We start from the raw sequence: 26,283 nt of genomic DNA on the forward strand, positions 1-26,283 counted from the left end.
CATGTATACGAGTCAAATCGAAACAGCAGGACTGCCAGTCACAAAGAAAGACACGTTTGCCAGAAGCCTGCTGATCAGTACATTGGGGCATTTAAAAAATGCATCGCTAACACTGGTTGACTGTGATGGTCAAACGCACCAATTGGGTGAACACGGTGCCGATCTTCACGCAGAGATCATTGTCCGACACCCAGGGCTGTATCAGAGAATACTTTCTGGCGGAAGCATAGCTGCATCTGAAGCCTATGTAGACGGCTGGTGGGATTCTCCTGACTTAACTCGCGTTATACAGGTCATTTGTCGAAATCTCGATTCGCTAGATAGGTTAGAGAGCAAAGTGGGCTGGATGGGCGTACTTGCGCGTAAGGTGTCGCATTGGCAAAACCGCAACACAAAAGACAATGCTCGGTCGAACATATCCGCCCACTATGATTTGGGTAACAATTTGTATGCAAGCTTTCTCGACGAAGAAATGCTGTATTCCAGCGGCATTTATGAAAACGATTCTGACTCTTTAGAAGAGGCGCAGTTTAAAAAAATGGATCGGCTATGCCAGCAGTTGAATCTTCAACCAAGTGACCATCTTATTGAGATTGGAACAGGCTGGGGGGCAATGGCGATTCATGCAGCTAAACATTACGGTTGTCATGTCACCACGACCACGATATCTGAAGAGCAATACCAATGGGCACAAAGCCGCATTGTCGATGAAGGTTTAACGCATAAAATAACCTTGCTGAAAAAGGATTATCGCGACCTTGATGGTCAATATGACAAATTAGTTTCCATTGAAATGATTGAAGCCGTTGGTAAGCAATTTTTGCCAACCTACATTCAAACGTGTCAGTCCTTACTCAAACCAGATGGTTTGATGGCGATTCAAGCCATTACTATCGCTGATCAACGCTACGACTCTTACAGCAAGAACGTCGATTTTATTCAAAAGCACATTTTCCCCGGAGGCTTCCTGCCGTCCGTCAATGTGCTGCTCGAGCAATTTACCCGTCAGTCTGATTTTGTCGTTCGCGATATGAAAGACATTGGGATGGATTACGCCAAAACATTGCAAGATTGGCACGTGCGCTTCGCCGAGAAGCAGGACGAATTAGAAGATATCGGATATGACGAGCGATTCTCACGACTTTGGCGTTACTACTTCTGCTATTGCGAAGGCGGCTTTTTAGAACGCACCATCAGTACCGTACAACTGGTACTGAGTCGTTCGGGGTGGAGAGGATAACGACCACGTCGGTATTGATGCAATTGAATATCGGTTTCAGGGGAGGAAAGCATGCGATTTATTGTTATTTCGGTGTGGTTCAATATGTACTGGTTTGCGGCGGTCGTTGGCCAACATACAGCACTTCCTTTCCTAATTCTTGCCCTGATAGGTGCGTTACTCGTTGACCGAACTGTGTTGTTTGCCATTCTTCTGTTTGGATTGATAGGTATAACCGGCGACTACGTCCTTAGGCACTTTGACGTACTTAGGTTCGACACACCGTTTCTTCCAATATGGCTGTGCTTGTTGTGGGCAGGATTCGCCGTTTATATCTGGCTAATGCGCGAATGGTTACTGGCGAAGCCCACATGGATGTTAGTGTTGGCGGGCTCCGTAGGAGGAGGTGTGAGTTATCTGGCAGGTGAACGCCTTGGAGCCGTTTCATTTAGCTTCGGTGTAGTGAGTAGCTTTATCATACTTGCTGTTGTTTGGCTTGGTTACACTGTCACCTTTATTTCGCTGCTACGTTGGGCAGCCAACAAGGAGGACAAATGCATAACATCAAAAGGCACATAAACGCTTTACACGTTGGGGCGAGTGTAGTGTTAGCGTGTTTGTTCGGTTTATTGCCTAGCGCAGCAGCCTTAGCAAATAATCCTTCTTCAATGCCAATGACTCAAGCACAACAAAGCGACAACTGGGAGTGGTGGCCATCTGTGGGTAGCGCGTCTCTGACTTGGGGCTTTTGGAAGATTTACGACAGCGAACTGCGCACGCCTTCTGGGGAATATCATTCGGAAAAACAGCCCATCGCTTTGGTGATAACGTACAGCAGAGATATTGACGGTGATGATCTGCTCGAAGCTACTGTCGAGCAATGGGAACACTTAGGGATAACGAAGCAGGAAATCGTTAATTGGTTGCCTGAAATGAAAGGTAAATGGCCGAATGTGCGAGAAGGTGATCGGCTAATTTATGTTCTCAACAATAACGCTGGCACGTTTTACTATCAACCTTTCAAGGGAGCCGTCACCTTATCAGGTCAGTTGGACAATGCTGACTTGGCCAACGCATTTTCTGATATATGGTTGTCGCCTGGCACCTCATACCCATCCATCCGCTTAGCACTGATCGGGAGCAAGCCGCAGTGAAGAAATTTGCCGTCATATTTGCCTTTCTTTGGACTGCTGTGGGGTGCTCTAGTTCTATATCAGACTATAAGCACGCCACCCCTACATTTGATCTTTTCCAATATTTCGAAGGTCGGGTTTTAGCTTGGGGAATGGTTCAAGATTTTACCGGAATACAAACGCGACGTTTCTCTGTCGAACTCACGGGGACACGAGAAGGAAACACGCTGACCTTAAACGAAGATTTCCTGTTTGACGACGGTGAAACGCAAAATCGAATTTGGGTTATCGACAAGCAGAGGGACGGGTCATATCAAGGACGTGCGGACGATGTTGTTGGCATTGCTTTAGGTGCGGAGCAAGGCAACGCTCTGCATTGGGTTTACGAACTGGCGGTTGATGTTGATGGTAGCACCTACGTGTTAACGTTAGACGACTGGATGTTTCGTCAGGACGATAAGCGCGTCTTTAACCTCACCTCTATGAAGAAGTTTGGCGTTGAAGTAGGGCGCGTCACGCTATTTTTTGAGAAGCAGTAACGCTTTGTTAGCCCGCTCCTCGCGCCATACTGATCACGCGCTGAAGGGTCCATCTGAGCAACAAAGGGATGGCTTCGTCATGGTGTTTTTCTGTGTATTCGATGATGGCGAGGGCGGCATCGGGTTTAGCGTATTTCTTCAGTGCTTTGGCAATGATCTTTTTCGCGGGCACATGAGGGTTATTTCCTTCGATATGTGCCATAGCACGGAATAGCGGTTCATAGCCGTTGTTGAAGAGATAGTGCTCAATATCTCGGTCTGGAAGGACAGTAAGGCGATGTTTTTCCTGATTGCCGTTAAGAAAGCTGCGTGCTGTGTGCGCGTATTTTTGCCCTGCAAAATCACCATCAGCAATCACATGCCACTCAATGCCTAAGGCTCCTGCAAGTTTAATTAATGGCTTTAAGCCACTCTGGGCAAACTCAATCAACTGTACACCTTCTGCCGATAAATCATATCCTTGGATTCTTGCCAGTTCATTGAATAGCCATACTTCGGTCTCACCTTCAACCAGCAACCAACAACGCGCAAACAAGGCACTAGGCCGGTGAAAGCGAACGTGGAAAGACACTTTACGCTGATCATTCTTACTCAAGTGGTCATGAGGAACCTGAAATGTCTCTGTGAGCGTTGAGCCTCTTTCTAAACGTCGAATGGAGGTAAGGGGAACGGAAGACAGAAGGTTACTGCTGTTTGTCGTCAGTATCTTCTGCATCGGCATAAGGTTGATAAGCCGCCATGCCTGATTGAGTAGCGTAGGATGAAGCCGACTTTCTGGGTCTTCAAAAATAACGATTGGACGCGCATTGGCTTTAAGCTGCTTAGGGCCCCGAGCACGAACAAAAGTGCTCAACAGCCCCATAAGAAGTAACCGGCTTTGATTGGACGTGTTATTGGCCACCAATTCCAATGGGTGAACATAGTTCGCTCGCATGTTTAGGTGACGGTATGGCTCTATTTCCCCGGGAGAACGATTGTGACTACCAAATGCAAAGTAGTGGTCTAAAAGAGTACGCATGGCCTTTAAGCCACTTCTAAGCTCGCCTTTGTTTACGTGCCCGGGTTTTTGCTGAAGACGTTTAACTGTGTTTTCAAGCCGTTTCTCAAGGCGAGTGGCATTGCCATTTAAATCGATGTCAGTGTCTCTTAGACGACGGGCATCCTGAATGCGAACAATGGGATGGAGTTGAGTAAGCTTAATGGCAAGCGAGTCGCTATTTTCGACGTCTTTGATGTCGCCGACTTCATCGAGAAATCCTCGCGTTACAGTGATCTTTCTATCGTCATGGATGGCGTTGATGTGAAAATCTAAGCGACGAAGTCCGCTTTCATCACAAAGGTTCCAAACGCGAGTGAATTGGCGATAACGTCGAGCGCGGTGTTCGCCTGAGAAACTTTCTTTCCATCGAAAGATAATTTGGATTTGGTTAGTTTGGGCATTTCCAAGCGTATGGTCGATGTGAAAATCGCTACGCTGAAATTGGTATGGTTCACCCGAGGATGGTAGGCACAGAGAAAGCGCGTCAAGCAACGAACTTTTGCCCCATGCGTTTTCGCCGATTAGAACCGTAAGGTCATCCAAATCAAGGGAAAGGCGTCGTATTCCGCGAAAACCCGATAATTCAATGCGATCTAGTTTCATAGTTACCTCATTCTTAAGCGTAAGACAGATGACAAGCCAATGGCGAGTTGTTCATCACGAAATTGAGGTTTTAGAGAAAATCCTGTTTTGTTTCAGACTATTGTGACAGGCTTATACAAAGTTGATACGTGAGAACACGCATAAATGAATACAAATCCAGTGTACTCGGGTCATCTACTTAGAATTAACAAGGAACGACTTTAATCATGCTATCTTTCGAAGCACTTCAGGTTTTAGACGCGATTGATCGGAAAGGAAGTTTTGCTGCGGCCGCAGACTCACTTAATCGTGCGCCGTCCTCGTTGAGCTATCAGGTTCAGAAACTTGAGCAAGACCTAGATCTGGTGATATTTGACCGTTCTGGACACAAGGCGTCGTTCACAGATGCGGGCAAACTCCTTTTGGAGCGTGGTCGCATATTGATCAATGCGGCGGACGAACTCATCGCTGATGCAAAATCTCTTGCTCACGGATGGGAGTTAGACATCACAATCGCCTTTGATGGGCTATTAACCGCTCGGCAGTTCTTTCCTCTGGTGGAAAAACTGAGCTTGGAATCGAATACGCGCGTGCGTTTACAAGAAGAGATCCTCGCAGGATCGTGGGAGGCACTGGATGATGACCGGGCAGATATTCTGATAAGCCCAAAACCGCCGACGATTCCTCAAGGTGTTAAAGTCCAAGAGCTTGGATATTCAGATGGGTATTGGGTGGCTGCGGCAAATCACCCCATTCATAAGCATACGAACCCGTATGATCCTGATGTTCGTCGTCTTTATCGCAGTATCTCTGTGGCAGATACAGCGCGAAGTGCCAAAACCTACACTTACAATATTCTCGATGAACAGCCACGTTTAACGGTCAGCTCAATGACGGAAAAGTACAACGCCATATTGGATGGTTATGGGATCGGCACCATGCCTGCTTGGTGGATTCAAGAAGACCTCGCAGAAGGTCGACTTAAAGTGCTAGAAGGCAGTGAGATATACAAGCTAATTTGGGTTATGGCGTGGAAGCGTAATCGTATGGGGAATGCAAAAAGTTGGCTTATTCGCCAACTCCCAAAAGTGCTGAAAGTGATACAACCAATCACAGAAGAAAAAGTGGGATGACCCGCTCACGCTGATACACGAATTTTGGGTATAGTTTGACCATGTTTTAGCAGGGAGAGCAGCATCATGATCAGACATATTCTGTTGGTGAAGTTCAAGCCAGCGTCAAATGAAGCCGATTTTGAAGAGATTCGCGAAGAGTTTGAATCAATGGTTGAACGCGTAGAAGGGGTCGTTTCTGTCGAATGGGGAGAGAACAACAGCCCGGAAGGGAAAAACCAAGGATACACGCACGTGGTATTTATGACCTTTAAAGATGAAGGTGCCCGAGATACATACCTCTTCCATCCTGAGCATGAAGCATTGAAAGAAGTTTTCGTTCCCCATCTCGAAGATATCATCGTCGTAGACTATGCGTTGTCGTCGTTGAACTAGACGTATTCCCATCGGTCGTCCAATACTACTGCACAAAGGCACTCTTATAGTGCCTTTCTCGTTTTCGCCATCTGAGTATTTAACTCTCCGAATTGCTGAGATTAAACGTTCGTGAAATCAGCGATTTGAGATGTTGGTCAATCCTCGTAATGCCTACTCGTGACTTACTGAACGGCAATTTGCATGTGTATTTGGCAAGATAAACGACATCAATCTCTTTCGGATGGCACGTTATGAACGACAGGTTGATCAAGCGTTGGGAAAAAAACAGAGATAAAGGCCAATTGCGATATGTGGCGTCAACGAGTTTGTTGCTGTCATTAGCATTGATTTTGGGCCGCTTTATTGGTGCCTACTTTGGCAATGATGGTGTATGGCAGGAAAGTCATATGGAGGAGCAGGTCCTGCATTCCTTGTTCGTCTTACTCATTATGCCAGCGATCGCAACCTTGTTTTGGTATCTCGAAGAGGCGTGGTATCAAAAAGCCTTGAAAAGACGCGCAAAGAATAAAGGCTAGGTTGAATAGACCTGCCGCTGAATGAAGGGAATTCATGTCAAAAGTCATATTAAAAGGGCACATCCTGGTCCCTGAGCCTGAACTCGACATCGTTAAATCGGAATTGGAAAACCACAAGCGATTGACGCGTGAAGAGGCGGGCTGCCTTGTGTTTGAAGTATCTCAGTGCATTGAAAACCCATTGCGATTTGACGTTTATGAAGAATTTGTCGACAAAGCTGCTTTTGAGTCTCATCAGAAGCGGGTGAAATCTTCCCATTGGGGAGAAGTTACCTCAAACGTCTCTCGATACTATGAAATCTTTGAATAATCCGCACGTTATTAGTGCTGTGCCAGCACAAGGTTGAACACACGCTGATTATTACTCGTTGGTAATAATGAATTGTGTTTTCTGCTGATTATCTTTTTCTGATTCAGGCGTACACTCTCCTCATCAACTAAACGGGGAGACAAAGATGGACTTGCAACGCGCAACAAACCTTTACTATTTCCTCAGAGAGCAAAATTCGCCTCAGGCCAAGATTGATGAAGTGATTTCACAATTAAACCAGCGATATGGCATTGATCTGAGAAAACTAGATATCAGTTACCGCAAACAGCGTGGGTATTCGCCAAACCGCTACGATATCAATACATACGGTACAGCGGGGTCTAGAACCATGAACCAAACCCGCCAAATGCTGCAAAGCCAATAGACAAAAGCCAGCAACTAGCTGGCTTTTTTGATCTGATAATTGCTGGTGGTTTGAAGTGAAGGTTTAAAGCATCATATCCATTTCAACAACGCCATCCTGAAGTTGGACATCAATACTGAATCCAACGCGTTGGGCGAGGGCTATCATGCCGGAATTTGAGGGCATGGTCATGCCATTGAGCCTTTTCAATCCGCTTAAGCGCCCATAGTCGATCACTTTATCCATGAGAATTCGGCCAAGGCCTTTTCCTTTGAGATCTGAGCGAACCAATACCGCAAATTCCGCATCGGTGTGCTCTGGGTTTGCCAGTGCACGAACAACGCCAAGAATTTCATCGCTGCCACTAACGTCACGCTGCACAGCAACGAACGCCATCTCGCGGTCGTAATCTATTTGGGTCAAATTGGCCAGTGCTTCATGATTGAGTTCGCCGACATCTGAGAAGAACCGTTTGTAGAGATCTTCAACAGACACTCTTTCAACAAACGATTTATGATTTGGCTCGTCTTCAGGAAGGATAGGACGAAGCAAAATGGGCGTTCCATCTTTCAGTGTGGCCTGTTGCTCAAGCTCTTTGGGATAGGGGCGAATTGCCAGACGCGTATTTGCATCACCTTGGAAGGCACAAAGCTGAATAGAAGCATCTAGTACCGTGATACTGTCACCGGTGATAAGAAGCGGGTGGATATCAAGCTCTTTAATTTCCGGATAATCGATAACAATCTGTGACAGTGTCACCATGAAATGGCAGAGCGCGTTTACATCCAATGTGTAAGGGTGGCCGCGCTGGCGTAGTTGGCCATTTTTAAGTGCGCCAATAACTAAATAACGTGCCAGCGTCATATTAAGCGGTGGAATAGCGACAGCCGCATCACGGTTCACATTCCATTCTGAACCCCCTTCACCCAATAGTATGACTGGGCCGAATACAGGGTCGTGTCGAACACATACGCGTAATTCTTGAGAACCTGCACGGTTCGCCATGCCTTGGATTTGAAGTCCTTCAATCCGTGCCGTCGGATAGGAGAGTGATACGCGATTTAACATCAGTTGGGCCGCATTGGCGACTTCAATGGCATTGTTTAAATCGAGCATTACGCCATTCACGTCTGACTTGTGTGGAATGTCAGGCGAGCGAAGTTTAATCGCGACAGGGTAACCGACCTGTTCGGTTATCTGCGCCGCTTCGGCCGCATCGCCAGCCAACCACGTTGCCATCACATTGATGCCGTATTTCGCCAAAAATGGTCTTGCTTCATGGGTGGTCAATGAGGTTTGCTGACTGTCTATCGCATGTTGAATTAGGGTTCTTCCGCCTTCAACGTCGTAATCTATCTGACCAATCGAAGCGGGTGTTTCCATTAACTGCTTTTTGTTTCGTCTGTATTCTACCAAGTGCATAAATGCAGTAACGGCACTTTCAGGGGTTCGATAGGCGGGGAAGCCTGCATGTGCAAAAGCCAAACGCGCAACGGTGGCATCATCACTCTCACCTTGCCAGTTGGTCAGAATATTAAAGCGTTTAGCCCGCTGGCTGCTTTTAAGCATGTCGGCAAGGGCTTTTGCTGTCGCCAAGCCTGGTGCCGTCACAGAAGGAGAATGAAGAATTAACAGCGCGTCTGCTTCATCGCTTTCAAGCAAGATCTCTGTGACTTTCTTATAGCGCTCCGTATCTGCATCACCCACGATATCGACGGGGTTACCTTGTGACCAACTGACGGGAAGAATGCTATTGAGCTTATCGATAGTTTCTTCACTCAAGACGGCTAACTTTCCGCCCATTTCCAATAAGGCATCGACGGCCATTACCGCAGGGCCACCACCATTTGAAATGATTGCCAGTCTTTCACCTCGAAGCGGTACCGAATGGGAAAGTGTTTCAACGGCTGCAAATAATTCATGGGTGGTTTTTACGCGAAGCATACCGGAGCGTCGAATTGCCGCGTCGTAGGCACCGTCTAAACCAAGGTCGTCTGCCTGTAAATGCGGTAGCGATGCGGCGCCTTCTGGCGTACGTCCGCTTTTTAACACGAGAACTCTTCGGTTACGTGAGGCTGCTCGTGCCGCGGAGATAAACGCGCGCGCATTCTGAATATTGTCGATATAGAGCATGATTGCGTCGGTTTTACTTTCGCGACTCAAGTAATCAAGCAACTCTGGAAAATCGATATCGCTGGCTTCGCCCAACGATATAAACGTGGAAAAGCCAATGCGGCGGTTCCTTGCCCAATCAAGAATTGTGGTGCATACGGCGGCGGACTGAGAGACAAAGGCGATATTGCCTTTGTTTGCTGGAATCGGGGAGAAAGAGGCATTGAGATTTAACCAAGGAAGAATCAAGCCCAGACTGTTCGGCCCTATCACTCGCATGGCGTATTGTGATGCGATTTCACGCATCACCTCGTATTCTGTTCTGCCATCATGCGCCACGGTTTTTTTCATCCCTGCGGCCAAAATAATCGTGACCTTGACGCCTTTCTCACCCAGTTGACGGACAAGTTCACTGTTTCTGCATGCTTGTGTGCAAAGTATGGCGAGATCGGGCACTAAAGGGAGAGACTCGATGGTGGGATAGGCGAGGATGCCTGCAACAGCTTGGTATTTCGGTGTGACTGGCATAATTGGACCATTAAATCCGCCGGATTGCAGGTTTCGAATAATGACGTTTCCGGCTCTCCCCGGTGTGTCTGATGCTCCAATCACAGCAATGGATTTTGGTTTAAAGAGCATATCTAGGCCAGTCATTTCCTTCTCCAACTTTCACTATCAGGCGTTCTTATACTATCGCGATTACGAGGCTGCTGCTTTTGTATGTCGCCCTTGCTGTGATCCACAACGAAAACAACTTGTCTTTGTCGTCAAAAGCTTATTGTACTTAATCACATTGAGTCGTGGCAGATAGACCGTGCCGTTAAATCCTTCGTCACGAGGTCGTTTGGCAATACATAACGTAAATGTAAGTATGTGTGACCTGATGCAGAGTCTTGTCAGGCCCCTCGTACTTTCTATTGAATGAATACGTTCATAGGTACAAAATAGAGAGTAATGGCTCATAACAGTTGAAAATTCATGAAGAAAATCTTTCCCATCGCGTTGACATTTGTTCTTGCTGGTTGTGTAGGTGGTGCCACAACGTCTCAGATACTGACACAAACGACAGAAGAAGAAGTGATGCCAGTAACCCAGACTGTCGCGGTTAACTTGGCGGATGATGCAGTAACTCAAGAAGCGATGCCTGTACCTAAACCTGCGCCAAAACCGGTTGTCACTGAAAAACCTAAGATGACCAAGCCTGTGAGCACAGCGAAGCCCGCACCAAAACCCGTTACTAAGCCTGCGATGACGTCGGGCAGCAAGTACACCATTCAGGTTGTCGCACTAAGCCACAATAAAGGCTTTGGTGATTACGTGAACAAGCTACCATCAGATAAGCCAGTATGGTCGAACAAAAAGATGGTTGATGGACTGCCTTGGTACACCTTGCTTTATGGGGAGTACAACTCAAAAGCCGATGCTAAGAAAGCGTTGAATGCATTACCTAAAAACATTAAAGCGTACGGTCCATTCATTCGTTCGATGGCGTCTATTAAGTCTTCCGCAACGCCGGAAATGATTAGAGTGAATTAGGTTAAACCGTTTTTTAAAAAAGAGAGCTTCGGCTCTCTTTTTTCATTAGTAAAACGGGATACGCCGCTTTTCAGTAAAAAAGACCTACATTACGCTGGGTTTTTGCGCAATCACGCAAAATTTGACAGATATTTGCTTTTCTTCGGATGAAAGGCTCAAAGTGATTGTCTACTATAGAGCGGCTTTCTGTAATGCACCGGATTGTGCAGATGAATATTAAATGCCCCTGAACGTTCTCAGGGTAGAGTAGGAAAGGTCATGAACCCAACTCAAGTATTGTTGTTGTGTGGCGGCGGTGGTGCCGAACACGAAGTATCTTTGGTCTCCGCGAACTACGTAGAATCTGAATTACGTAAATTGCCTTCTGTATCTGTTATTCGCGTAGAGCTGACTAAAGAGAACGGCTGGAAAGACATGGACGGGCAGGATTGCCGCCTGAACATGGATAAAACGCTAAATGTTGGCAATGACACCGTCAACATTGATTATGTTGTGCCGTGTATTCACGGTTTCCCTGGTGAGACTGGCGATATTCAATCGCTGCTCGAACTTGCTGGTTTGCCTTACATGGGTTGCGACTCGTCTGCCAGCATTGTTTGTTTTAACAAAATCACGTCAAAGCTTTGGTTTGATGCCATTGGCATTCCAAATACGCCGTATGTTTTCTTGACCGAAAACAACGCAGACAGCGTTGTTAAAGCAGAAGAGGCGTTCGACCGTTGGGGCGCAATCTTTGTGAAAGCTGCGTGTCAAGGGTCTTCAGTCGGTTGTTACAAAGTGACTGAAAAATCTGCGGTGAAAGATGCGGTAGAGAGCGCATTTACCTATTCCAACCAAGTGCTTGTTGAGAAAGCAGTGCGTCCTCGTGAACTTGAATTGGCCGCATACCATTTTGATGGCGACGTGATCGTGACGAACCCGGGTGAGATTTGTAGCCCTGAAGACACCTTCTACACCTACGAAGAAAAGTACAGCGCGGGCAGCCATAGCCTGACGACCGTTGAACCTACGAACTTAACCGAAGAGCAAATCGCTCAAATGCGTGAATACGCAGAAAAAGCGTTTGTTCATCTGAAATTAAAAGATCTGTCTCGTATAGACTTCTTCTTAACGTCAGAAGGCGACGTGCTTCTCAATGAAATTAATACCTACCCAGGTATGACGCCTATCTCGATGTTCCCAAAACTGATGGAACATAACGGACACACGTTCTCTGACTACCTTCAGAGCTGTATTCGTTCAGGCTTGAATAACGGTTAGTCCTTTTCGATTTTTCGTTTGAATTTAGCCATTGCCTCGCTACTTGCCGTTTTGTTCCCAACGTATTGGGCTGGCATAGCGGGGCTTTTCCATCTTCCCTGATGCTGAATTTCTTTGATGGTTTTCCCCGCGTCCGCGAGCTCTTGGCTTGCGCCCACTCGTGGAGATTGCCCAGAGAATGTTAACGAGCCTTCTAGACCTAACTCTGTAGCTGCACGACGGAATACACGGTAAATAGACGAGTGATCCATTGGCGCATCGCTTAAATGTCCATGCTTGTTTATGCCGCGAAGCAGCGGGCCGTCAATAATGCCGGACATCTCAAACCATTTGTCTACTTGTTCTTTCGCTTCTGGACTTAGCGCAATTAATTGGTCATCAACAGCCAGAACAAAACCTTCCTCAGTTTCTCTCGGCGCATTATAAGGCAAAGCGGCAAGTTCACTGCGTTTGAGCATACCTTCAAAGCACAAGGTCCAAATTAGCAGGTCTCGAACATCTTTTAGTTTTTCACTGTTGCCTAATCTTGCGGTCAACTCAGAAAGGTGAGAAAGCATGAACGCATTCGCTTGACCCGCATCGTCAGATTTTTCTTGGTACAAGCGGTTTAGGGTGAAGCGTACCTCTCTGTGTCTTGTCGGATCTGGCAGGCTATGAACGCGGTGCATTAAAGAAAGGGTAATCACATAGCGTTTAATACTGGCGGCTTTTCGCGTTTTTGCTGAGTGTTCAACAAAGCGTCGAACGGCTGTTACTGCAGCGGGCAGAGGACATACATTCACGTCTCTACAGAAATTTACAAAGGTAATCCAGTCATTTTGAAAACTCAGTAGAGAGTTGTGACTGTACAGGTTATTTGTAAGTGTTTGCCATGCCTCCAATTCGACCTGTCCTTGCTTGAAAAGGGCAATGCTCTTTTTTATTTCGGAAGAATCAAGAATAGGTTCAATCTTTTTCATGGCTTAACGCACTATAACTAAATGATGATGACCGTCATTATTCCATCATACTCAGGATTAATGAAGTCCGGAGATCACATAACCCACTAAACAAATGTCAGTTTTTCTGGCTAAAGGACGGACAGAAATTTGGCAGTATGCTTGAATCTGGTCTAATTTACAGAGTGTAAATAGTACTTGTTACATCTGTAACATTCATTGGGCCTGTGACGAGGTGCTAACAGTGAGAAAACGTCTTTATCATCGCGGTTACAATGTAGAATTAGCCGATGAAGCAACAATGGAATACAGTGCCCGTGTTGGCGGGAAACGTGTTCTCGGGAGCTTATTGGGTGTTAAACAGTCCATTGATTGGTGGTGTGATACCAACATTCTTCGCGAACCAAATGACTTTGAAAAACAGGAATTTGAAGATGCGACAGCGAAGAGGACAGAAGAGTACAAAGGCATTCAAATTATGAATGACTCTGAAGATGATGACAAAGCGTGGTACATGATCATTCAAGGAAACCTGTTAAAAGGTTCGTTGCCAGCCCTCAAGCAATTTGTTGATAAAAACGTTCCCACCAAGCAGTAACATTGCGTTAACCAAGTGTAACTGACTGTTCTCAAGAGGATATTTATTTGAATTTGGTTCCAAAAATTATGTTCTTCTCCGGCTATATTCTTTAGAATCCTCCCCGCAAAATAATTAGAACTATGAAGAACAGGTAGCTAATGAAAAAACGGTATTCTCATCGTGGGCATCAAATTGTAAGCCAGGGTGAACTCTATACCTCAACAGTTAATGGTAAGAGTGTGTCAGGTAGCCTTCTCGGTGTAAAACAATGCATCGATTGGTGGTGTGACACACGTATTTTCCGTCGTCCTTCTGAATTTGGGCGCCAAGACTTCCGTGCAGCAGAACGTGCTCGTGCAGAAAGTTATAAAGGCATCCAAATCATGAGTGATGAAAAACAACCGGGGCAGTGGTATATCCTTGCGCGCGGGCAATTGATCAAAGGCTCATTGCCAATGATTAAGAATTACATTGATGCTCACTCAATGGTACGTTAATCCTCATTTAAGTCAGTTAGCCACGAACTATTTTACTTCAATCGCTTACTCATCTTTTGGTACCATGTGCCCATAGCAATGCGTCAAAGAGTGAATTATGAAAGACGACAATAGCCGCTTGGTTTATTCAACCGAAACTGGGCGAATCAAAGAAGAAAAACAAGCACCGGCTCGTGATAAAGGTGATGGTATCGTTCGCATCCAACGTCAAACAAAAGGGCGTAAAGGTAAAGGTGTTTGCCTTGTTACCGGTTTGGATATGGAAGACACCCAACTAAAGCTCGTTGCAGCAGAACTAAAGAAAGTGTGTGGCTGTGGTGGTTCAGTGAAAGACGGTGTTATTGAAATTCAAGGTGATAAACGCGACCAAATTAAAGCGTACTTTGAAAAGAAAGGTCACACAGTCAAACTGGCTGGCGGTTAACGACTCATTTTAGAAAGAAAAAGAGATGCCAATTGGCATCTCTTTTTATACCTTACTAACCGTGATTAGCCTTTGTAGCGTGCAATCGCGCCACTTTCTAAACGTGCAAGGTAATCATTCATATCCGCTTTGATCTCAGGCACCAGACGGTACAGACCGATGATGTTGATAAGTGCCATCGCAAAGATCATTGCATCAGAGAAGTCGATAACAGGACCCAGGTTCATCGATGCACCGATGACAACAAACACCAAGAACATGAGTTTGAATGTCAATTCCGCACGGATGCTTTCACCGAACAGATATGTCCACGCTTTCAGGCCGTAGTAAGACCATGAAATCATCGTAGAGAACGCGAACAGAACAACTGCAATCGCTAGGATGTACGGGAACCAAGAAATTGCACTTCCGAATGCTGCTGAAGTTAGTGCAACACCTGTCAATTCCTGACCTTCATACAGTTGACCTGTAATGATGATAACCAGAGCGGTCATGGTACAAATCACAACGGTGTCGATGAATGGTTCTAGCAAAGATACAAAACCTTCAGACATGTGTTCTTTGGTTTTTACTGCCGAGTGCGCAATCGCCGCGGAACCAACACCCGCTTCGTTCGAGAACGCGGCGCGTTTGAAGCCTTGGATCATCGCACCGATTACGCCCCCAGCTACACCTTCACCAGTAAACGCACCGTTGAAGATTGCTGCGAATGCATCACCCACATGTCCAATGTTAAGCAGGATGATGACAATAGCTGCACCTACATAGACAATTGCCATGAATGGGACGACTTTCTCGGTCACTTTCGCGATGGATTTAATACCACCGATGATAACCACACCGACAATCACAGCCATGATTAGGCCGAACAACCAACCTTTATCAGCGAAGAAAGACAAATCGCCGCCAGTAACGCCAACCACTTGCTTAAATGCTTGGTTAGCTTGGAACATGTTACCGCCACCTAAGGCACCACCGACTGCACAAACTGAGAATAAAACGGCTAACGTGCGGCCAAAAGCGGGATTGCCTCGTTTCTTAAGACCTTTGCTTAAGTAATACATTGGACCACCAGATACCGAACCATCTGGGTTCGTGTTCCGGTATTTAACACCCAACGCACACTCTACAAATTTGGTAGACATACCAAGAAGACCGGCGAGGATCATCCAGAAGGTTGCACCTGGACCACCAATAGATATTGCTACAGCAACACCTGCAATGTTCCCCAAACCAACCGTACCAGACAGAGCTGTTGCTAGAGCCTGGAAGTGAGAAACTTCACCGGGTTCGTTTGGATTGGTGTAGTCACCTTTAACCAATCGGATTGCGTGAGCAAATCCACGGAAGTTAATAAAGCCAAGATAGAAGGTGAAGATGACCGCTGCGACGACCAACCACAACACAATCCATGGTGCTTCTGCATCAAGGAATGGGAGTGGGATGGGCGAGAAGATCATACCTACGAAGGGGTTTACGATGGGAGCGACTATTTCGTTGATTGCTTGATCGATCCCTTCTGCAGAGACCGAACTGGCGAACAACGACAGTCCAGCAGCCGAAATAAAACGTTTCATTACCGAGTCCTTTTCAGTTTTTTTATGCTTTCAAGTGTCAATCCAATGCAGCATGTTGCATTTGTGTTAACATTTATTGCGCCGCGGATTATTTCACTTATAAACATATTTGCAATATATTTCGAGGTCTAAATACTTCCTTTTTTATAAGTAGATATCGAGCTCACACTTTTCTGAATTAATATAGGGTTCATTTTTTGAATCGCGAATTAAATCGGGTCGGGAAATTCATGCAAAATATGTTGTAAAACCAAGACTGAATACATAAAGATGAAATGCTTGATAGCTAGAGTTGTTGAGCAATCAATAGCTTATGAAAGCGTTTTCAAAGTGTTAAATAGTAAGGGATTGGTTCGTCTACCTCTTGAATCTAAAGTAATAAATCACGTAATAAATAATCTCATAAATAAGACGTTCTGAATTTGGCAAAAATTTAGTACTCAATGAAAAAAGTACTAATAGGACTTTTTACAAAGCAATTCTCATTTGTGAGTCATTCTTTATAACCAACAGTTTATAAGTGGGATTAGAATAATTACTTTGCTTAACTAAGTACCATTTGAGAATGCCGAATGTCGTTAATTGAATTGTTAATCAATTAATGTGAATTTAATGTAATTCCGATATTTGCATGTTTATGTTTGGTGACGTTACTCGCTTCCACCCCAGGGCTGATATCGTGCGCTTTGAACAACTGCTTAAACATTTACGTGTCTCCAATGGTAACAACGATATATATCAGCGAATTACAGCGTCGATATGGAGTGTTCAAATGCAGCGAATATTGATGGCCATTGCGTTAGTGATCTTGCTGTCGATCGTTGGTCTTATATTTGAGCGTTCAAGTAGAAATAGTGAAGCAGTGATACGTAAGAATATTCATTCATTATCAACGATTGCTCTGGAAATGGTGAAAGCGCAGACAGCTCTGGAGGCCACAGACCACACCGTATTAACGGCGCAGCAAGTTGCAGGGCTGGAAGACGCGATGATTAATGCGCTGGCAATGAAAGCAAGTGGGTTCGAAGCCTCGCGGCTTGGAATGAAAATTGAAGTGGTTACGGCAAGAGGAAAAGCACAGGCGAGTAGGGAGTTGCATCGGTTTGGCGAATGGTACTGTGAACCCGATGTACAACTGCTAAACAAAGTAAACAGATTACAGCAGTTACAATTACTTACTCAAGATCTCTTCCCCTTGTTTCAAGTGACAATGTGTTATTTAAACAGCGATGGTTCGATAACGAAGTCCAGCGCGTCTTCCTTTGATTGAATAGAGAAAGTCGCGCTGGGTGTTTTAAACGCTATTGCAATAATGCTGAGTATTGAGGGAGCGAATCAACAAAACGTTGGTGAACATCTAAATATGTTTGTTTGTATATTTTGTCGATTTCCTCTGGAGTAGGGAATTCAGCAGAAAAATCTGGATGCTTTGCATCAATCGACATTTCCGCCGCTCTTTGTATGTGAGATAGGAACGCTCTTGGGTCTTCAAGTCCTACCGCTATTCGCATCGTAGTTTGTTTGATGCCCGCAGCGTTGAGGGCATCACTATCCAGTTCTGAATGTGTTGTCATCGCAGGACAAAGCGCAACTGTGTTTGTTTGTCCAAGACTCACTTGCATACCTATTGCGGGTTCCAGCATATCGAAAAATTGCTTAAACACGTTTTTCTCGATAGCCGGGCGAACGGTCGAGCCCTCCATATCAATGGTAAACAGCGCAGCTGGCAAACCAAGGTGCATATTAGCTTTCATGAGCGGGTAATTTGGGTTGTCGGGTAATGCAGGGCAAGACACATTGATGTCGGTGTGCATTTGGAAAACTCGCGCAAGCGTCAGCGTATTAATGGCTTTTTGCAGAACACGCATTTCATAGGTTTTCATGCCGTTCAGGACTTCGAATGCCTTGTCAGCATCGAGGAAAGCCCCTTTGATGTAATACACGTTCCAGAACAAGGTTTCGTTCCAATTCACGGTTCGTTCAGTCCCATCACAATTCATGCATGTGACGCTGTCACCTTTTGGAATAAACATATCTTCATTACGACCGATTACCACACCAGCCGTGGTTGTTCCTGAGCCTGCGAGTTCCTTCGTATAAGAGTGAATGACAAAATCAGGACGTTCCGCAGGGTCATCACGCTTCAATACGGGATGAAGGAATGGTGTGCCAACGGTTGTATCGGTGATCACGCGAATACCACTTGAATGGGCTGCTTTACAGATCCCCGCAACATCGAGGACATAGCCATGTGGATTGCAAGGGCTCTCTATATAAATGTAGATATGACGGCCCTGATTAAGACGGTCAGCATACTTCGATTTTACGTCCTCAATGGCAGTTTTGAATGATGCCGCGTCGTATCCATCTACCCATTCGATCGCGACATCAAGATTTGAAGATTTTCCGTACCAGTCGTGCAGCAGCTGATAGGAGCCACCGTAAACATTGCGGGAAGCAATCACGACATCTTCACGCCCTAATAAATGGCTAAGTAGTCCATCAATCGCCGCCATGCCGGAGTTAAAGTTCCAGGCCAAGTACTGGTCGGCCAATTTGCCCGCTTCCAAATCCACAATGTGATTGGCCAAGCTGATTGAGGTTGGGTTGAGCAATCGAGAGTAAATATCATGTAGCGGCTCTCTGCCGTTAAATGCATCTTCAACCCATTCTGTGCATGCAAACAAATAGGTCGCGGTGCGTGTGATAACAGGACTTGCTGAAAAAATGGCTGCCACATTGTCAAAGATGGGATACGCCCCTTTAGATGCAAAATGCCCATTTTGTGTTGCTATCGACTGATAAGTCGCGCGCATCGGGTTTTGAAGGTTATCTAGCACCTTGGCGAGTTGGAAGGAGAGAAAACGTTTCGCGTTAAACCAAGCAATGCGGTCATTTTTGTCCAGATCAGCTAAGCCATCTAAGGTAATCGCCCACAAGTCATGCGTATGGTGATTGGCTTGATAGAGGGTTGTTGCAAGGGAGATAAGAGCCTGTCCATACTCAGTATTTGCGTCGATGCCAAAGTGCTCGGCTTGCTCTTTCGCTAATGCTTCCGCTGTTTCAAATTTTGTCGTTTTTCTAAGCGGGCTCAGCTGCGTGGATGTATTCATGTGGATCTCCTTATAAACCGTCTTCCGTTCTTTTTTAAAAACTTAGCAAAGGCCGCGATCATATAAATTGCAAAATATGGCGTTGAAGTGCCAATTTTTGGCATATCCTGCTAATTGAAAAAGCAATAAGTGAATGAATATTGCTCAAAAAGGAAAGGAGAGGAAATGGACGTCAAGTTAGACAAGATTGACAGGAACATTCTCAGTGAGTTGCAACGAGAAGGGCGGCTAACTAATCAAGAGTTATCTGACCGTATCTCGCTCTCACCCTCACCGTGTTTGCGCAGGGTTCGTGCACTTGAGAAAAAGGGCGTTATTACGGGGTATCACGCTCATATCGATCAGGAGAAATGTGGACTTCCCATCAACGTATTCGTATTGGTTAAGCTCGAAAAGCCGACCGAAGAAAACATGGAAAGCTTCGAATCTCTGATAAACCAGATGGATGAAGTGTTGGAATGCTACCTAATGACGGGAACGCATGACTACCTTTTGCATGTCGTCAGTGAGTCGCTGAAAACCTATGAACGCTTTATTCGGCGTGAATTGACGCGGCTTCCCAACATTGCGGCCATTGAATCCAGCTTTGCATTTGGTCAGGTAAAAAAGCGGACTAAGCTACCAATCTAGAATGCAATGCCGACAACTGACGCTTTACAATACGACAAATGGCGCACATAATTTAACCATAGTCTGACGGAGGCAACCTATGTACGCAGAGCAATTAGTTTCTCTAGGTGTGGTTAAAAAAGGGCAAGTGATCAATCAAGATACTGAGCTTGAAATCATTCGCCACGGCCTGACAGTGAAGCATGCCCGCAAAGTGATGAACGACATGGCCATGACAAGTGGCGAATGGGTGTCTCTTATTGGGTTAAGTCCACGAAGCTTACAGCGTAAAAGTGACACAGATTTACTCACACCGTCACAATCCGAAAAGACACTTGCGATCCGCCGTGTCGTAGATCTGGCTGTTGATTACTATGGCAGTCACCAAACGGCTCTCGATTGGCTTAAAACGCCTCAAGTCGCCTTTGGCGGCAAGGCAGCGGTAGACTACCTAGATACCAATACCGGCATTCAATATGTTGAAACCATCCTGAACAGGCTGATGCATGGAATGACCGCCTGATGGAAGTATTCAGGTTATCGGTCAAAAAGTTTGCGGACCTCAGTGGTATGGGCGGCATGTTTGCCTCTGGTCGTTGGCATCAAAAAGGGCAACCGATTCTATATACCGCAGGTTCACGTTCCTTGGCTGCGCTTGAACGGTTTGTTCACGAAAGCCCAGTGCAAATGCCACCACTTGTTATGATGACCATTTATATCCCGGACGATATTGCGATTAAACGCGTCAGTGAAAGCGAATTGCCAAACGGTTGGGATGCTGTGCCAGATGCAGACGTATCACGACAATTCGGTTCGATGTGGCTGCAAGAGCAACAAACTCCAGTGATTCAGCTTCCGTCTGCGATCATCGCCAGCGAATACAACTTCCTTATCAATCCCATTCACCCTGAAAGCCAGAAAGTGAAAGTCATCGACCAGCGAGATTTCTACTATGATGGTCGCTTGAAGAAGATGATGCGATAGGGGATCTATATCTCGAATAGAAAAGCGAGCCAAGTTAGCCCGCTTTTGTGCTTCTGACTTAGTGCTTAGCGAATTTCAGAAATGTTTCTGACAACTTTGGCCACCAGCCCGTAATCGATAGCTTGCGCCGGATCCATCCAGTAGTTGTAGTCGGTGTCTTGTTCGACTTGTTCTAGAGGTTTTCCTGTCGCGTCGCTGATCAACTTGTTGATCCTTGCGCGAATACGGAGCAACTCATTCGCTTCAATTTCGATATTCGATGCTTTGCCGTTCACCTGACCGAGCGGCTGATGGATCATAAAGCGCGTATTTGGCAGACAGTAACGGTCTTCTTTTTCAGCAGCTATGTATATCGTTACGCCTGCACTTGCGACCCAACCAGTGCCAATCACAATCACTTTCGGTCTCACGAATTTGATCATATCGTGAATCGTATCGCCCGCTTCGACATGTCCGCCTTGGCTGTTAATGTACAGATAGATTGGGTCGTCGTTGATCTCTTGTAGGATAAGCAACTGCGTTGAAATGCGTTGTGCCAGCTCCTGATTCACTTCACCAGAGATGATGATTGAGCGAGAGTTAATCAGCTTTTCTTCAAGCCCCAAACCTTTTGGTTTTGTCTTTACTGCTCTCTGCGTCGTCTTGTTTGTCGTTAAGTACCATAGCAACTGTATCCCATAGAGAAATAAACATGTGTAGCGCACACATAGATTTGTTGTTTGCTAAGTAACTGACTGCTTAACGGTTACTGAAAGGGTGATCAGATACGAAATCCACCAATATCTTCGGGATTCTCGTTGTCTAATAATGAGCGTAAGACGCGCCCGACTAAAAGCAAAATGAGGGAATCAAAATTGGCGGAGTGGTCGAAAAACAAGCGTCAGTCTTGTGCAAAGTCTGCACCAGTTCAGCGCACTTCATACCGAATACACTGCCGTCATATTGATAATTCAATCAAAAACAACAACCTGCAAAATTGGCAACGCTTTTGCTTTGTACACCTCAGTAGCGTACCAAAGATGTATCGGTTACCGCGCTTAAAAGCGTCACTACTGAAAATTTGGCAATAGACAACTAGGGTTCCGGTGCAATGTCTTGTGGGGAGATAAAAATGCATGGCTGGTCCGAGAGTTGTCAACCTCGCTGGCATTGGTGTAACGCCAATTGCTGAGGTCACACGGAGGGACAAAAGCCCGGGAGACTCGATATCTCTTTGGTGCTGTTAATTCGTGAAATCTCAAGGCAGAGGTCGCTATGAAAACTCGTTCTACATCGCTCCAATACTTACTCAAACGTATACTCCTTGCTGTCGTTGTTAGTTTCTCTGTTGTCTCGAGCATGGCTTGGTCGGCAGAGAAACCTTCTTTTCGCTTAGCGTGGTCAATCTACGTCGGATGGGTTCCGTGGGACTACGGTAACAGTGCTGGCATCATAGAAAAGTGGGCAGATAAATACGGCATTGATATCGAAGTCGTTCAGGTGAACGACTATATCGAGTCCATCAATCAATATACCGCTGGCGCGTTCGACGCCACCGTCATGACAAACATGGATGCACTGACCATTCCAGCCGCGAGTGGTGTGGACTCCACCGCGCTGATTGTTGGTGATTTCTCCAATGGCAATGACGGCATCATTTTAAAAACAGATCATGCGCTTGCAGACATAAAAGGCCAGCGTGTAAATCTTGTTGAGCTCAGCGTATCCCATTACCTGTTGGCACGTGCACTGGAAAGCGTTGACATGACTGAGCGAGACATCACTGTGGTGAACACAGCAGATGCAGATTTGGTTTCCGCGTTTGCCACCGAAGACGTAACCGCAGTGACAACATGGAACCCGCTCCTAGCGGAAATCGAGAAAATGCCAGCCAGTCATAAAGTCTTCGATTCCTCTCAGATCCCCGGCGAGATCATCGACCTACTTGTCGTGAACAGCGATACCTTGGCGCAGCATCCTGAACTTGGTAAAGCACTCACTGGTGCATGGTATGAAATCATGTCGCAGATGCAGCAAGACGACGAACAAGGCTTGAACGCGTTGGAGTTTATGGCTGCATCATCAGGTACCGACTTGGCGGGATACCAAGCGCAATTGGCCTCAACCAAGATGTTTTATCAACCCTCAGAAGCGGTAAGTTTCACTGAATCAGAAACGCTTAAAGACACTATGGGTAAAGTGGCGGAGTTTTCATTCAAGCACGGTTTGCTTGGTGATGGTGCGCCAGATGCGGGCTTCATTGGTATCGAAACACCGTCTGGGGTGTATGGAGACAGCGCGAATGTTCAGTTGAGATTTAATCCTGAGTTTATGGCAATGGCCGCCAACGGCGAACTTTAAGGTGAAACGATGACACGGATTATCAATCGCCAACCCTCGTCATTAGGTCGAGTCGCTCTCGCATGCTTGCCTTTTGTACTCTTGATAGCAGCGTATGTTCTGGCGTCTGATGCACGGTTGGCCGTTAACCCAAATGACAAATTGCTGCCATCGTTTGCCAGCATTGCAGACGGGTTTGCGAGAATGGCGTTTGAGCCAAGTCGACGCACGGGCGAGTACCTGTTTTGGGTAGACACGCTTGCTAGCTTGGAAAGGCTCACACTAGGTGTTGGCATCAGTGCGTTATTGGCGTTGATGATAGGTATCGCCAACGGCATGGTGCCTTATGTTAGAGCTCCGCTTTCACCGCTGGTAAGAGCTTTATCGCTCATTCCTCCCATGGCAATCCTTCCTATCCTGTTTATCGCATTGGGGTTGGGTGAGCTTTCTAAGGTCATGCTGATCATTATCGGTATCACGCCAATGATGGTGAGAGATCTTCAGCTTCGCACCGAAAGTTTGCCGAGTGAGCAAATTATCAAAGCGCAGACACTGGGGGCTAACTCTTGGACCTTGCTGCTCCGTGTCGTCTTGCCGCAAGTTATGCCAAGACTGATTGAAGCCGTCAGGTTAACACTGGGCAGTGCATGGCTGTTTCTCATCGCGGCGGAAGCCATCGCATCAACGGAAGGGCTAGGGTATCGCATCTTCCTGATCCGTCGATATCTGGCAATGGATGTCATCTTACCCTACGTGGTGTGGATTACGATTCTCGCCTTTTTGATGGATTGGGGCCTACAGAAGATATCCGCGAAAGCCTACCCGTGGTTTGCCACATCAAAAGGAGGCAGTTGAATATGGATAACAACACTGCGCTGCAACCCATCATCGAAGCAAAGAATGTCTGGAAAGAGTATGGCGACCATGTCGTGCTTGAACGTCTCAACATCCGTGTGATGCAAGGGGAGTTCGTCAGCATTTTAGGTACATCGGGTTGTGGTAAATCTACCTTTCTTAACATGCTGCTGGGCACACAATCACCATCTCGTGGAGAACTCCTGTTAGATGGCAAACCGCTTAACTCCGAACCAGGGCCTGAGCGGGGCATTGTGTTTCAGAAGTATTCCGTTTTTCCGCACATGACGGCACTTCAGAACATCATGGTGGCGGATGAATTTGAAGCGTCTCGTTTGCTTGGAAAAGTATGGGGAAGTGGCAAGACCGCTCTGAAGGACAAAGCCATGGATCAGCTTGATAAGCTCGGCTTGGCGCACGCCGCCAATCGCTTCCCGTCAGAAATGTCCGGCGGTATGCAACAAAGGCTCGCTATCGCACAAGCCTTGATGAAAAAGCCACGCATACTCCTGCTTGATGAACCCTTTGGCGCGCTCGATCCGGGTATTCGAAAAGACATGCACGTCTTGATTAACCAAATCTGGCAAGAGCAAAATCTGACCATCTTTATGATCACTCACGACCTGCAAGAAGGCTTCAAGCTGGGCTCGCGGTTGTGGGTGTTTGATAAACCTCGTTATGACCCGCAAGAACCGGAACGATACGGCTCTCAAGTCACGTTTGATATTCCGTTGAATACACCGGGGCAAGAAGCCCTTATCGCCGACTTGCAGGCTAAACAGCAAAAGGAAGTCGCATAACTGCAAACCAAAAGGAGTAAAGATTATGTCGCTAAACAGCCTCTTTCAGCACCTTTATGACGGAGGGCAACACGGGTCGATGGAAGTCCCCGCAGGGTTCAGCCTTCGCTTTACCGACATCATCGGTGGGGCGAATGTCTCTCTGCTAATGTTCAATCCTCGCAATACACTGGAGCGCATTAACTTGCCGGACAGCTTGAAGTGCCAACACACCTTTAAGCTTACCCAAGGGAACTGTGTTTACTCGGACATGGGCCGTATTTTCTGCTCAATCGTGCGTGATGACACGGGGTGGATTGACAGTGTTGGTGGCCTTAGCCATTCACAGCACATTGACGCGCAGTGGGGAAAACGAGACTACCAAACAGACCGAAATAACTGGCTTCAAAACGGCCACGATGCAGTTTTGGTGGAAATGGCCAAGTTTGGACTCGGGCTTCGCGATCTCGCTGCGCCGCTGAATCTATTTAGCCGAGTGAACACGTCGTCAGAAGGCGTCTTAAGCTACGAAGCACATAACAGCCATGCCGGAGATGTCATCACATTGCGTTTTGAGATGGATACGGTGGTTGTGTTTTCAACCTGTCCGCATGCCATGAACAAGGCAGAGGAGTATCCGAGAAAACCGGTAAACGTCGAAATGATCCCGTCGCCACCGTTGGCGGATGATGACCCTTGCCTCAACCTTTGCGACGAAAACCGCCGAGGCTTTTTCAACACGCGCCAATATCAGCCATCTTACGTCAAAGAAGGAGCCACGCAATGATCAAAGAAAGCACACTACAGACAAGCCAAGCGCAAATTCGTGATGTCGTTGATGCCGGCGATTACTATTTTAAAGTGGTGAAGGCTGGCGATCGCCTTCGCATTACCGACCTAGAAGGTAATCAGGCCGCAGACACCTTGTTCTTTAACGCGAACAATACCGCTGAACGATACAGTGCCATGGACACATTAAGAGAGCAGGGCAACGCGTATCTCACGGCAGGCTCGGTATTACAGTCAAACCTCAATAACCCATTACTTGAAGTTGTTGCCGACACGTGTGGCCGACATGACACCTTGGGCGGTGCCTGTTCAACGGAAAGTAATACAGTCCGCTATGCCTTAGAAAAACGCTGCATGCATGCGTGTCGAGACTCCTGGCTGCTGGCAGTGAGCGAACATCCAGAATATGGACTGTCCAAGCGTGACCTTAGCCATAACATCAACTTCTTCATGAATGTGCCCGTTACCGAAGCAGGTGGATTGACCTTTGCTGATGGTATCAGTGCACCGGGTAAATACGTGGAGTTAGAGGCGAAAATGGATGTCATCGTATTGGTTTCCAATTGCCCGCAACTCAACAACCCCTGCAACGCATATAACCCAACACCGATAGAAATCGCAGTGTGGAGTGCGGCGTAAACGCCATTTATTGAGGTAAGGGACGACCCTGTCAGCAGCATTTTGCTCAAGCCTCTCGCG

The 26,283-nt window shown here is 46.5% G+C and carries 29 protein-coding genes and 1 riboswitch; of the genes, 23 read left to right on the forward strand and 6 right to left on the reverse strand.

Features of this window, described 5'->3' with window-relative positions:
• The first annotated feature begins 1 nt into the window (after nucleotide 1).
• From LRP49_RS00410 to LRP49_RS00425, 4 genes are read left to right on the forward strand one after another with little or no spacing between them, the layout of a single operon-like run.
• A complete protein-coding gene (locus tag LRP49_RS00410; RefSeq protein ID WP_274139437.1) occupies nucleotides 2-1,240 on the forward strand; it encodes a cyclopropane-fatty-acyl-phospholipid synthase in 1,239 nt (412 codons plus the stop codon).
• A 51-nt stretch (nucleotides 1,241-1,291) separates the two neighbouring features.
• On the forward strand, nucleotides 1,292-1,798 hold the full coding sequence (locus tag LRP49_RS00415; RefSeq protein ID WP_274139438.1) for a DUF2878 domain-containing protein: 507 nt from the start codon (nucleotides 1,292-1,294) through the stop codon (nucleotides 1,796-1,798).
• Nucleotides 1,774-2,373 (forward strand): chalcone isomerase family protein, encoded by a 600-nt coding sequence (locus LRP49_RS00420; RefSeq protein WP_274139439.1) that lies wholly within the window; start codon nucleotides 1,774-1,776, stop codon nucleotides 2,371-2,373. The genes LRP49_RS00415 and LRP49_RS00420 overlap by 25 nt, the downstream gene beginning before the upstream one ends.
• A complete protein-coding gene (locus tag LRP49_RS00425) occupies nucleotides 2,370-2,891 on the forward strand; it encodes a DUF3833 domain-containing protein (protein ID WP_274139441.1) in 522 nt (173 codons plus the stop codon). The genes LRP49_RS00420 and LRP49_RS00425 overlap by 4 nt, the downstream gene beginning before the upstream one ends.
• A gap of 7 nt (nucleotides 2,892-2,898) precedes the next feature.
• Here LRP49_RS00425 and LRP49_RS00430 read toward each other — a convergent pair whose 3' ends face one another.
• The gene (locus tag LRP49_RS00430) at nucleotides 2,899-4,533 is read right to left on the reverse strand and encodes a DUF2813 domain-containing protein (protein ID WP_274139443.1); all 1,635 of its coding nucleotides are present in this window, start codon (nucleotides 4,531-4,533) and stop codon (nucleotides 2,899-2,901) included.
• A 206-nt stretch (nucleotides 4,534-4,739) separates the two neighbouring features.
• On the opposite strand from LRP49_RS00430, the gene LRP49_RS00435 reads away from it, so the two are divergent.
• From LRP49_RS00435 to LRP49_RS00455, 5 genes are all read left to right on the forward strand, one after another.
• Nucleotides 4,740-5,645, forward strand: coding sequence for a LysR family transcriptional regulator (locus LRP49_RS00435; protein WP_274139444.1), 906 nt, complete (start codon nucleotides 4,740-4,742; stop codon nucleotides 5,643-5,645).
• Between the two features lie 66 nt (nucleotides 5,646-5,711).
• The gene (locus LRP49_RS00440) at nucleotides 5,712-6,020 is read left to right on the forward strand and encodes a Dabb family protein (RefSeq protein WP_274139445.1); all 309 of its coding nucleotides are present in this window, start codon (nucleotides 5,712-5,714) and stop codon (nucleotides 6,018-6,020) included.
• Nucleotides 6,021-6,253: 233 nt separating this feature from the next.
• Entirely contained in the window at nucleotides 6,254-6,538 is a 285-nt protein-coding gene (locus LRP49_RS00445) for a hypothetical protein (RefSeq protein ID WP_274139446.1), read from the forward strand.
• Nucleotides 6,539-6,572: 34 nt separating this feature from the next.
• Nucleotides 6,573-6,848: a putative quinol monooxygenase gene (locus LRP49_RS00450; RefSeq protein WP_274139447.1), complete on the forward strand. Its 276-nt coding sequence runs from the start codon at nucleotides 6,573-6,575 to the stop codon at nucleotides 6,846-6,848.
• 145 nt (nucleotides 6,849-6,993) lie between these two features.
• Entirely contained in the window at nucleotides 6,994-7,233 is a 240-nt protein-coding gene (locus LRP49_RS00455; RefSeq protein WP_274139448.1) for a hypothetical protein, read from the forward strand.
• 63 nt (nucleotides 7,234-7,296) lie between these two features.
• Here LRP49_RS00455 and LRP49_RS00460 read toward each other — a convergent pair whose 3' ends face one another.
• Nucleotides 7,297-9,978, reverse strand: coding sequence for a bifunctional acetate--CoA ligase family protein/GNAT family N-acetyltransferase (locus LRP49_RS00460; RefSeq protein ID WP_274139449.1), 2,682 nt, complete (start codon nucleotides 9,976-9,978; stop codon nucleotides 7,297-7,299).
• Nucleotides 9,979-10,302: 324 nt separating this feature from the next.
• On the opposite strand from LRP49_RS00460, the gene LRP49_RS00465 reads away from it, so the two are divergent.
• Together LRP49_RS00465 and LRP49_RS00470 are read left to right on the forward strand one after the other, a co-directional pair.
• On the forward strand, nucleotides 10,303-10,860 hold the full coding sequence (locus tag LRP49_RS00465) for an SPOR domain-containing protein (protein ID WP_274139450.1): 558 nt from the start codon (nucleotides 10,303-10,305) through the stop codon (nucleotides 10,858-10,860).
• Between the two features lie 258 nt (nucleotides 10,861-11,118).
• Nucleotides 11,119-12,120, forward strand: a complete 1,002-nt coding sequence (locus LRP49_RS00470; RefSeq protein ID WP_274139452.1) for a D-alanine--D-alanine ligase — start codon at nucleotides 11,119-11,121, stop codon at nucleotides 12,118-12,120.
• Here the strand turns inward: LRP49_RS00470 and LRP49_RS00475 are convergent.
• Complete coding sequence (locus LRP49_RS00475; protein WP_274139453.1) at nucleotides 12,117-13,079, reverse strand: site-specific integrase; 963 nt, start codon at nucleotides 13,077-13,079, stop codon at nucleotides 12,117-12,119. The two genes, LRP49_RS00470 and LRP49_RS00475, sit on opposite strands and share 4 nt — an antisense overlap.
• Nucleotides 13,080-13,302: 223 nt before the next feature.
• Between LRP49_RS00475 and LRP49_RS00480 the strand changes: the two genes are divergently transcribed.
• The 3 genes from LRP49_RS00480 to yciH all read left to right on the forward strand — a co-directional run bounded on the left by LRP49_RS00480 (nucleotide 13,303) and on the right by yciH (nucleotide 14,559).
• Entirely contained in the window at nucleotides 13,303-13,656 is a 354-nt protein-coding gene (locus LRP49_RS00480) for a DUF3319 domain-containing protein (protein ID WP_274139454.1), read from the forward strand.
• Nucleotides 13,657-13,796: 140 nt separating this feature from the next.
• Nucleotides 13,797-14,135 carry a DUF3319 domain-containing protein gene (locus LRP49_RS00485; RefSeq protein ID WP_274139456.1) on the forward strand — a complete coding sequence of 113 codons (339 nt, stop codon included), beginning with the start codon at nucleotides 13,797-13,799 and terminating at the stop codon, nucleotides 14,133-14,135.
• 97 nt (nucleotides 14,136-14,232) lie between these two features.
• Nucleotides 14,233-14,559 carry a stress response translation initiation inhibitor YciH gene (yciH, locus tag LRP49_RS00490; RefSeq protein WP_274139457.1) on the forward strand — a complete coding sequence of 109 codons (327 nt, stop codon included), beginning with the start codon at nucleotides 14,233-14,235 and terminating at the stop codon, nucleotides 14,557-14,559.
• A 65-nt stretch (nucleotides 14,560-14,624) separates the two neighbouring features.
• On the opposite strand, the gene LRP49_RS00495 is transcribed toward yciH, so the two are convergent.
• Entirely contained in the window at nucleotides 14,625-16,136 is a 1,512-nt protein-coding gene (locus tag LRP49_RS00495) for an alanine/glycine:cation symporter family protein (protein WP_274139458.1), read from the reverse strand.
• Between the two features lie 772 nt (nucleotides 16,137-16,908).
• Here LRP49_RS00495 and LRP49_RS00500 point away from each other — a divergent pair.
• Nucleotides 16,909-17,406: a hypothetical protein gene (locus tag LRP49_RS00500; protein WP_274139459.1), complete on the forward strand. Its 498-nt coding sequence runs from the start codon at nucleotides 16,909-16,911 to the stop codon at nucleotides 17,404-17,406.
• Nucleotides 17,407-17,437: 31 nt separating this feature from the next.
• Here the strand turns inward: LRP49_RS00500 and LRP49_RS00505 are convergent, their stop codons facing one another.
• On the reverse strand, nucleotides 17,438-19,249 hold the full coding sequence (locus LRP49_RS00505) for a PLP-dependent transferase (RefSeq protein WP_274139460.1): 1,812 nt from the start codon (nucleotides 19,247-19,249) through the stop codon (nucleotides 17,438-17,440).
• A 165-nt stretch (nucleotides 19,250-19,414) separates the two neighbouring features.
• Here LRP49_RS00505 and LRP49_RS00510 point away from each other — a divergent pair, with 165 nt between their 5' ends.
• The 3 genes from LRP49_RS00510 (at nucleotide 19,415) to LRP49_RS00520 (ending at nucleotide 20,842) form a co-directional block, all read left to right on the forward strand.
• Nucleotides 19,415-19,879, forward strand: a complete 465-nt coding sequence (locus tag LRP49_RS00510; RefSeq protein ID WP_274139461.1) for an Lrp/AsnC family transcriptional regulator — start codon at nucleotides 19,415-19,417, stop codon at nucleotides 19,877-19,879.
• Nucleotides 19,880-19,958: 79 nt separating this feature from the next.
• A complete protein-coding gene (parS, locus tag LRP49_RS00515; RefSeq protein ID WP_274139463.1) occupies nucleotides 19,959-20,381 on the forward strand; it encodes a type II RES/Xre toxin-antitoxin system antitoxin in 423 nt (140 codons plus the stop codon).
• On the forward strand, nucleotides 20,381-20,842 hold the full coding sequence (locus LRP49_RS00520) for an RES family NAD+ phosphorylase (RefSeq protein ID WP_274139464.1): 462 nt from the start codon (nucleotides 20,381-20,383) through the stop codon (nucleotides 20,840-20,842). The genes parS and LRP49_RS00520 overlap by 1 nt, the downstream gene beginning before the upstream one ends.
• A 65-nt stretch (nucleotides 20,843-20,907) precedes the next feature.
• Here LRP49_RS00520 and LRP49_RS00525 read toward each other — a convergent pair whose 3' ends face one another.
• Nucleotides 20,908-21,510, reverse strand: coding sequence for an ATP-dependent Clp protease proteolytic subunit (locus tag LRP49_RS00525; RefSeq protein ID WP_274139466.1), 603 nt, complete (start codon nucleotides 21,508-21,510; stop codon nucleotides 20,908-20,910).
• Nucleotides 21,511-21,905: 395 nt separating this feature from the next.
• A riboswitch (guanidine-I (ykkC/yxkD leader) is annotated at nucleotides 21,906-22,044 on the forward strand.
• A 52-nt stretch (nucleotides 22,045-22,096) separates the two neighbouring features.
• On the opposite strand from LRP49_RS00525, the gene LRP49_RS00530 reads away from it, so the two are divergent.
• The 5 genes from LRP49_RS00530 to LRP49_RS00550 are packed head-to-tail and all read left to right on the forward strand — an operon-like array spanning nucleotide 22,097 to nucleotide 26,223.
• The gene (locus LRP49_RS00530) at nucleotides 22,097-23,182 is read left to right on the forward strand and encodes a putative urea ABC transporter substrate-binding protein (RefSeq protein WP_274139467.1); all 1,086 of its coding nucleotides are present in this window, start codon (nucleotides 22,097-22,099) and stop codon (nucleotides 23,180-23,182) included.
• Between the two features lie 9 nt (nucleotides 23,183-23,191).
• Nucleotides 23,192-24,016 carry an ABC transporter permease gene (locus LRP49_RS00535; RefSeq protein ID WP_274139468.1) on the forward strand — a complete coding sequence of 275 codons (825 nt, stop codon included), beginning with the start codon at nucleotides 23,192-23,194 and terminating at the stop codon, nucleotides 24,014-24,016.
• 2 nt (nucleotides 24,017-24,018) lie between these two features.
• Nucleotides 24,019-24,816, forward strand: a complete 798-nt coding sequence (locus LRP49_RS00540) for an ABC transporter ATP-binding protein (protein ID WP_274139469.1) — start codon at nucleotides 24,019-24,021, stop codon at nucleotides 24,814-24,816.
• A gap of 25 nt (nucleotides 24,817-24,841) precedes the next feature.
• The gene (locus LRP49_RS00545) at nucleotides 24,842-25,582 is read left to right on the forward strand and encodes an urea amidolyase associated protein UAAP1 (protein ID WP_274139470.1); all 741 of its coding nucleotides are present in this window, start codon (nucleotides 24,842-24,844) and stop codon (nucleotides 25,580-25,582) included.
• Complete coding sequence (locus tag LRP49_RS00550; protein WP_274139471.1) at nucleotides 25,579-26,223, forward strand: urea amidolyase associated protein UAAP2; 645 nt, start codon at nucleotides 25,579-25,581, stop codon at nucleotides 26,221-26,223. Before LRP49_RS00545 ends, LRP49_RS00550 begins: the two co-directional genes overlap by 4 nt.
• Nucleotides 26,224-26,283 lie beyond the last annotated feature (60 nt).

It is taken from the genome of Enterovibrio qingdaonensis (assembly GCF_028683135.1).
In the GTDB taxonomy this organism is placed as follows: domain Bacteria; phylum Pseudomonadota; class Gammaproteobacteria; order Enterobacterales; family Vibrionaceae; genus Enterovibrio; species Enterovibrio qingdaonensis.

Bases quoted from the DNA above. Each gene is read 5' to 3' on its own strand.
- LRP49_RS00545 (WP_274139470.1), top strand. From the start codon at position 24,842: ATGTCGCTAAACAGCCTCTTTCAGCACCTTTATGACGGAGGGCAACAC.
- LRP49_RS00495 (WP_274139458.1), bottom strand. From the start codon at position 16,136: ATGAAACGTTTTATTTCGGCTGCTGGACTGTCGTTGTTCGCCAGTTCG.
- LRP49_RS00450 (WP_274139447.1), top strand. From the start codon at position 6,573: ATGTCAAAAGTCATATTAAAAGGGCACATCCTGGTCCCTGAGCCTGAA.
- LRP49_RS00415 (WP_274139438.1), top strand. From the start codon at position 1,292: ATGCGATTTATTGTTATTTCGGTGTGGTTCAATATGTACTGGTTTGCG.
- LRP49_RS00445 (WP_274139446.1), top strand. From the start codon at position 6,254: ATGAACGACAGGTTGATCAAGCGTTGGGAAAAAAACAGAGATAAAGGC.
- LRP49_RS00465 (WP_274139450.1), top strand. From the start codon at position 10,303: ATGAAGAAAATCTTTCCCATCGCGTTGACATTTGTTCTTGCTGGTTGT.
- LRP49_RS00510 (WP_274139461.1), top strand. From the start codon at position 19,415: ATGGACGTCAAGTTAGACAAGATTGACAGGAACATTCTCAGTGAGTTG.
- LRP49_RS00500 (WP_274139459.1), top strand. From the start codon at position 16,909: ATGCAGCGAATATTGATGGCCATTGCGTTAGTGATCTTGCTGTCGATC.
- LRP49_RS00535 (WP_274139468.1), top strand. From the start codon at position 23,192: ATGACACGGATTATCAATCGCCAACCCTCGTCATTAGGTCGAGTCGCT.
- LRP49_RS00475 (WP_274139453.1), bottom strand. From the start codon at position 13,079: ATGAAAAAGATTGAACCTATTCTTGATTCTTCCGAAATAAAAAAGAGC.
- yciH (WP_274139457.1), top strand. From the start codon at position 14,233: ATGAAAGACGACAATAGCCGCTTGGTTTATTCAACCGAAACTGGGCGA.
- LRP49_RS00470 (WP_274139452.1), top strand. From the start codon at position 11,119: ATGAACCCAACTCAAGTATTGTTGTTGTGTGGCGGCGGTGGTGCCGAA.
- LRP49_RS00410 (WP_274139437.1), top strand. From the start codon at position 2: ATGTATACGAGTCAAATCGAAACAGCAGGACTGCCAGTCACAAAGAAA.
- LRP49_RS00485 (WP_274139456.1), top strand. From the start codon at position 13,797: ATGAAAAAACGGTATTCTCATCGTGGGCATCAAATTGTAAGCCAGGGT.
- LRP49_RS00540 (WP_274139469.1), top strand. From the start codon at position 24,019: ATGGATAACAACACTGCGCTGCAACCCATCATCGAAGCAAAGAATGTC.
- LRP49_RS00435 (WP_274139444.1), top strand. From the start codon at position 4,740: ATGCTATCTTTCGAAGCACTTCAGGTTTTAGACGCGATTGATCGGAAA.
- LRP49_RS00455 (WP_274139448.1), top strand. From the start codon at position 6,994: ATGGACTTGCAACGCGCAACAAACCTTTACTATTTCCTCAGAGAGCAA.
- LRP49_RS00530 (WP_274139467.1), top strand. From the start codon at position 22,097: ATGAAAACTCGTTCTACATCGCTCCAATACTTACTCAAACGTATACTC.
- LRP49_RS00550 (WP_274139471.1), top strand. From the start codon at position 25,579: ATGATCAAAGAAAGCACACTACAGACAAGCCAAGCGCAAATTCGTGAT.
- LRP49_RS00505 (WP_274139460.1), bottom strand. From the start codon at position 19,249: ATGAATACATCCACGCAGCTGAGCCCGCTTAGAAAAACGACAAAATTT.
- LRP49_RS00420 (WP_274139439.1), top strand. From the start codon at position 1,774: ATGCATAACATCAAAAGGCACATAAACGCTTTACACGTTGGGGCGAGT.
- LRP49_RS00520 (WP_274139464.1), top strand. From the start codon at position 20,381: ATGGAAGTATTCAGGTTATCGGTCAAAAAGTTTGCGGACCTCAGTGGT.
- parS (WP_274139463.1), top strand. From the start codon at position 19,959: ATGTACGCAGAGCAATTAGTTTCTCTAGGTGTGGTTAAAAAAGGGCAA.
- LRP49_RS00430 (WP_274139443.1), bottom strand. From the start codon at position 4,533: ATGAAACTAGATCGCATTGAATTATCGGGTTTTCGCGGAATACGACGC.
- LRP49_RS00460 (WP_274139449.1), bottom strand. From the start codon at position 9,978: ATGACTGGCCTAGATATGCTCTTTAAACCAAAATCCATTGCTGTGATT.
- LRP49_RS00440 (WP_274139445.1), top strand. From the start codon at position 5,712: ATGATCAGACATATTCTGTTGGTGAAGTTCAAGCCAGCGTCAAATGAA.